This window comes from Prosthecobacter sp. (genome assembly GCF_014879935.1).
Taxonomy (GTDB): Bacteria; Verrucomicrobiota; Verrucomicrobiia; order Verrucomicrobiales; family Verrucomicrobiaceae; genus Prosthecobacter.
Genome location: NZ_JACSRD010000255.1, coordinates 1 through 5,455, shown reverse-complemented (window position 1 = coordinate 5,455; position 5,455 = coordinate 1). Strand labels below are relative to the sequence as shown.

The 5,455-nt window shown below is 62.1% G+C and carries 4 protein-coding genes; all 4 read right to left on the bottom strand.

Annotation, left to right across the window (positions count from 1 at the left end; translation table 11 throughout):
• A partial coding sequence (locus IAE77_RS28765) for a restriction endonuclease subunit S (RefSeq protein ID WP_294234652.1) occupies positions 1–1,424 on the bottom strand: 1,424 nt, incomplete at its 3' end.
• Positions 1,421–1,615, bottom strand: a complete 195-nt coding sequence (locus IAE77_RS28760) for a hypothetical protein (RefSeq protein ID WP_294234649.1) — start codon at positions 1,613–1,615, stop codon at positions 1,421–1,423. The genes IAE77_RS28765 and IAE77_RS28760, both read right to left, overlap by 4 nt.
• A 5-nt stretch (positions 1,616–1,620) precedes the next feature.
• Positions 1,621–2,142 (bottom strand): hypothetical protein, encoded by a 522-nt coding sequence (locus IAE77_RS28755; RefSeq protein WP_294234646.1) that lies wholly within the window; start codon positions 2,140–2,142, stop codon positions 1,621–1,623.
• Positions 2,139–5,102: a type I restriction-modification enzyme R subunit C-terminal domain-containing protein gene (locus tag IAE77_RS28750; protein ID WP_294234644.1), complete on the bottom strand. Its 2,964-nt coding sequence runs from the start codon at positions 5,100–5,102 to the stop codon at positions 2,139–2,141. Before IAE77_RS28750 ends, IAE77_RS28755 begins: the two co-directional genes overlap by 4 nt.
• Between the last annotated feature and the right edge of the window lie 353 nt (positions 5,103–5,455).

The following is a 5,455-nucleotide window of genomic DNA, read 5'->3' as shown; positions in this document are numbered from 1 at the left end:
CTCGAGTGATCTTCCAAGCTGAAGTTCGCACGTGCCACGTCCACTTTTTCGGCGTGGATTCGCTTCTGCCCGTCAATTGAGTTCAGCCACAACATGGCAAACTGATTCATGGTCTTCCTTGAGACAAAACGAATGACTGCGACGGCTTGGTTAACGTTCCCACCATCAACTTCTGCGGTCGCGATGGCGGCACGACCGATTGAAGCCCCAACTAAGTTTAGCAAGACATCACCTTCTCGAAGGATGGATTTCCGTTCCTTCTCATTGAACGCAGGTGGTAGGTGGGCCACGCCGTCTAGGTCGAGTAAGCCCCAACGCACGTTTTCGCTGCGGACAAAAATGATGCCGTCGTTACAATAGTTGAAACCCTGCCAGTTTGGCGACGAGCCTTTAGTGATGAGGGTTGTCACTTGGTCAAAGCTTGCCCATGTCCATCCGTCTGGAATCGCCGGAAGTTTAGCGGCGTCCGGCGCGACAGGCTCCTTGTATTTCCCTCGACCCTGCCAGTTTTGGCGGCGTTCGGTGAGGATGCGGGCGAGGAGTTGCTGGCCGGATTCGAATGTGGAAGCGGCATCCTGCCGCTTTGGGCTCGTTGACACCTTCGATCCGGCTTTGGAGGAAGCGGGCCTGGCGGTTGAATCAGGATTAAGCGGCGGGACGCCGCTTCTACTCAGTTCGGATTCGGAGGGGACGAGGCGGCCTTCGCAGGCGGCTTTGAGGACGGCGGCGCGGTAGCGTTTGAGGTTGGCCTGCACCCGCCGCAACGCCGCCACTCCCGCCTCCAGCCGCGTGAATTGCTTCTCAATCTCCGCCACGATCCGGCGTTGGTCGTCGGGTGGTGCCACAGGAATCTCTGTCTCTTTGATCTTCCTGAGGATGATCCTGCGAATTGCAGTTCCTGTCATATCTCCAAGCAATCGTTTCGATCCAACCGGAGACTCCAGGTAGTAACGGACAAACCTCGAATCGAGGATGTCTCGCTTCAGTTTGAGAAGAGCAACGCTGGAGAGGAGACTGAACTCTTCTTCGAGGGTGTTGATGGCGACATTGCCCGTATTCGCACCGTCTTTCGTGAGCAGGACATCACCCAGCTCTGGATTGCATCGCGAATAGATTTCCCGATGCACGTCCTCGTCGAGATAAGCGATGTCACCCAGATCAAGTCCCCAAGGGCGGATGTTCTTTGATGTGATGTATTTGAACCGTCCGGGAGCAGCCTCAGAATGCTGAACCGTCGGGGAATGATGCGTCCCATCGGAGATCTTTGTGCAAACATCCGAGAGAGCCATGATTGGCCATATAGATTGTCCCGCCCCTTCAGGGCTCTGATTTTGTGGGGCTGCACGACCCAGGGCGTTGCCCTGGGCTGGGTTGTTTCGCCCCGTTGGGGCTTGGGAAGTCTTGCGGCGCGGTTTGGCGGTCATGGCTTCTTCGCGCCATAGACGGCGGGTTCTTCACGCAGGATGAGATTGCCGGCGGGCTGGCTGCCGCGGAGGTCGAGCGTTCGCTGGCGAAGGTCATCGAGCAGGCGCAGCTTTTCCTCAATGGGCAGCGCGGCCAGAGCCCGGCGGTGCTGGCGCTTGCTTTCGAGGATGCGGGCGAGGTCGAAGGTCATGGCGGTCAATCGGCGAGGAATTGTCGCTCAAAGGTCTGCCACGCGCCAGCGAGGTGATGGCGGGTTAGGATGTCCTGAAAACGGGCGGCATCCAGCAGGCCGGATTCGATGAACTGGAGCAGCCGGGCCTTGTCCTTGGCCCGGCCGACCTGAAGAGCGATGGCGGCGAGGTGCTCCGGGCTGAAGACGCGAGCAGGCGTGCCTTCCACCTCATGCGGCACGGCCTGCTGGAGCGCCTCCTCCACCAAGGGTGTGCCGGGCGGCAAAAACTGCACGGGCCAGCCTGCGATGACGATGTATCCCCCCTCCACCGGGCAGCCCTGCGCCTTCAGATGATCAAAGATGGGCTGCGGGCTGATGCGCAGCGAGCCCGGCTGCGGGCGGAAGCTGACAAAGATGTCCACATCCAGCGTGGCGACGGGTTCGAGGTAAAACGTGGCCCCCACCGCGCCGCCGATGGCGTAGTGCTCGATGACGCCTGCGGCCTGCATGGCGTTGATGGTGGTGATGACCTCGCGGATTTTCATGCGGCGAGCGCTTCGTTAAGTTCTTCCAGCAGCTTCGGCAACTGATCGCCGAAGAGTTGATGGGCCTTCCCGAGGCCGCCTTCCTGGTTGAAGGGCGTGTAGTCGAGGTCATCCAGCTCGATGCTGAGGCTGGTGGCGATGTGGTCGCGGATGGCGCGGAGCCATGAAAGCTGGGCGGGCAAAAAAGCGATGGTGCCGGGCTCCGCAGTTCCAAGTTTCAGGTTTGAAGTTGCAAGTTGAGCAGCGGCAGCTTGATCGCGGGTGCGCAGCCATTGGTCAAAGCGCTCGCTGACCGTGTCGGCGAACGGCTTTAGGACCGGCTGCTGCTCCAGGGCGAAGCGGACGAGGGAGACGAGGTCGGCGAAGCGTCCGGCCTGGGTGCGGCCTTTGACTTTGTCCGGGGCGGTGGCGGCGAAGGCGTTCCAGAGGTTGTCCTCGGTCCAGGCGGCGTGCTGTTCGCGGAGCTTCTTTTCCAGTTCCTTGAGCATCTTCTCGGTGAGGCGCTGAGCGTAGGGGCGGCTGTAGAGGATCTGTAGCGCGGTGATCTCGGCCTGATGCTGCTCGATGTAGTCGCGGAAGGATTTGGCTAAGGCGGCGGCCTTGTCCCTGGCGGCTCCGCTGAAGCCCTGCTCGATCACTTCATCAATGACGGAGGTGGCGATGGTTTGCTCGCTCTCCTGCTTCACCTTGGCGAGGAGGTCGCGCAGGGCGGGCTTGTCAAACGGGGCGCAGGCGGTGGTGATGAGGGCGGTCTGAGCCTGGGTGAAGGCTTCCTCGCTGACTTCCTGCGGTTCGGTGCCTTTGATGCCGGTGGCGTGCTCGGCGACGGCATCGGGATCAAAGGCCTTCAGCAAAGCAGCGGACATCTGGCTGAGCGTGTGGCCGCCGCTGGTGGTGGTGACTTCTTTTTGCTGGGCCGGGGTGAGTTCGCGGTCGAGCCGGGCGAGGCGTCCGGCGAGGGAGGTGAGGCTGTCTTCATCCCGCTTCCCGAGGGCGACGCCGAGCAGGAGTTTATCAAACGCGACGGTGGGTTTGCGCTCTAGCGGGCGGGACTCGGTCTTGTCGCTCTCGCAGACGCCGACGGCATCGACGATGATGAAGTGGGTCTTCGCCCTGGCCTCGGCCCCGGAGACCGATTGCAGATCGGTGGGGGTGAGCACGCGGGTGCCGCGGCCTTTCATCTGCTCGAAATAGACGCGGCTGCGCACGTCGCGGAGGAAGAGCAGGCACTCCAGCGGCTTGATGTCGGTGCCGGTGGCGATCATGTCCACGGTGACGGCGATGCGGAGCTGCGGAGAGGTGCGAAACTCGGCGATGAGGTCCTCGCTCTTGGCCGGTTTGCCGGTGGTGGGATGCTTGGCCTGATAGGTGATCTTTTTACAGAAGTCGGTGCCTTTGCCAAAGACCTCCCAAACGAGCTGGACGATGTCCTCGGCGTGGCTGTCGTCCTTGGCAAAGATGAGCGTCTTCGGCACCAGGGCGCGGCCGGGGAACAGCTCGGTGAAAAGGGCATCGCGATACGCGGTGAGCACGGTGCGGATCTGCGAGGGGACGACGATGCTACGGTCGAGTTCCTTTTCGGTGAAGGCGAGGTCTTCATCGAGACGCTCCCAGCGGCGGCGGCGGGTCTCTTTGTGCCGACGGTCCACGTAGAAGCCTTTCTCCACCTTGTCGCCGGCCTCGGTGACCCGGGTGCGGATGCGATAGACCTCGTAGCCGACATTCACGCCATCGGCGACGGCCCGCTCGTGGCCATACTCCATGACGAGGTTCTGGCCGAAGAAGCCGATGGTCTGCTTCGACGGCGTGGCGGTGAGGCCGATGAGGTGGGCATCGAAATACTCCAGCACCTGACGCCAGAGGCCGTAGATGGAGCGATGGCACTCGTCGGTGACGATGAAGTCGAAGGTCTCGATGGGGATGGCGGGATTGTAGGCGACTTCGAGAGTGGAAGCGGCATCCTTCCGCTTGGGATCGTTGCTGCCAGAGCGCGCTGACTGGTTTGCGGGAGTCGAATCTGTTGGCGGGGATAAAAGCGGCGGGACGCCGCTTCCACGGCTTCCACTTTGCATCGCCGCAGCGATCTCGAATCCAGATCGTTCATCAATATCCTCGGGCAGGTCCTCGCCGCGCAGCATGGAGTAAAGCCGCTGGATGGTGCAGATGGTGACGCGGCAGACGTCGTCGAGCTTGTTCGAGGTGAGGTGCTGGACGTTATAGACGGCGGTGAACTTCCGCCCGTCATCGGGCAGCACGTATTGATCGAACTCCGTCTTGGCCTGACGGCCGAGATTCGCCCGGTCCACGAGGAAGAGGACGCGCTTGGCCTTGGCGAATTTGATGAGGCGGTAGGTGAAGGCGCAGGCGGTGAAGGTCTTGCCCGAGCCGGTGGCCATCTGGATGAGCGAGCGCGGGTAGTCCGAGGCGAGCGACTGCTCCAGGCCGGTGATGCCTTCCACCTGGCAGTCCCTCATGCCGAGGGTGTTCAGCGGATGCGTGAAGGCCATCTCGGCGAGCAAGGTGCGGAGGGTCTTGGCTGAATCCATCCACTGCGCGAGTGTCTCGGGTCGGTGGAAGCAGAACACGCGGCGCGGGCGCGGATGCGGATCGCGCTCATCGCGGAAGTAGGTCTCCACGCCGGTGGATTCGTAGCGGAAGGGCAGCGGCCGGCCCGGCAGCCAGGGTTTGATGCCCGGCGGCAAACCGACGGCATAGCGCCCCGACTGCTCTTCGACATGGCTAAGCGTGTGGCCGGTGCGTTTGGCCTCGATGACGCCGAGCGCGCGGCCGTCCACCAGCAGCAGGTAATCGGCCTCGCCGGTGGTCATGACCGCCTCGCGCAGGGCCACACCACGGCCGGGGCGGCCGAAGAGGCTCATCCGGGCGCGGTCCTGCACCTCCCAGCCGGCATGCTGGAGCAGCTGGTCGATCTGTTGGCGAGCTAATACTTCGGGTGTCATGGCACTTGAAGAGATTATAACAAAACGATCTTGCCGGACATCTTACGAAATGGCGAATGTAGAGCGATTTGGTAAATCGCTCGCGATTTGCCAAGTTGCGAGCGATTTGCCAAGTTGCGAGCGATTTGCCAAGTTGCGAGCGATTTGCCAAGTTGCGAGCGATTTGGCAAATCGCTCTACACCGCCTCACTCCCCCACACCACCACATCAATCCGCCGCGCAAAATGCAGCAGCGCGGGCGGGCCGCCGATGGGCAGGCCGGCGGCGGCGAGCATCGTGTTTTCGGCGATCTCCGCCTCCGCCCGCTGCAGCGGCCACGGCGCGTGGTGGACTTCCGTCCGGCGCACCACCCC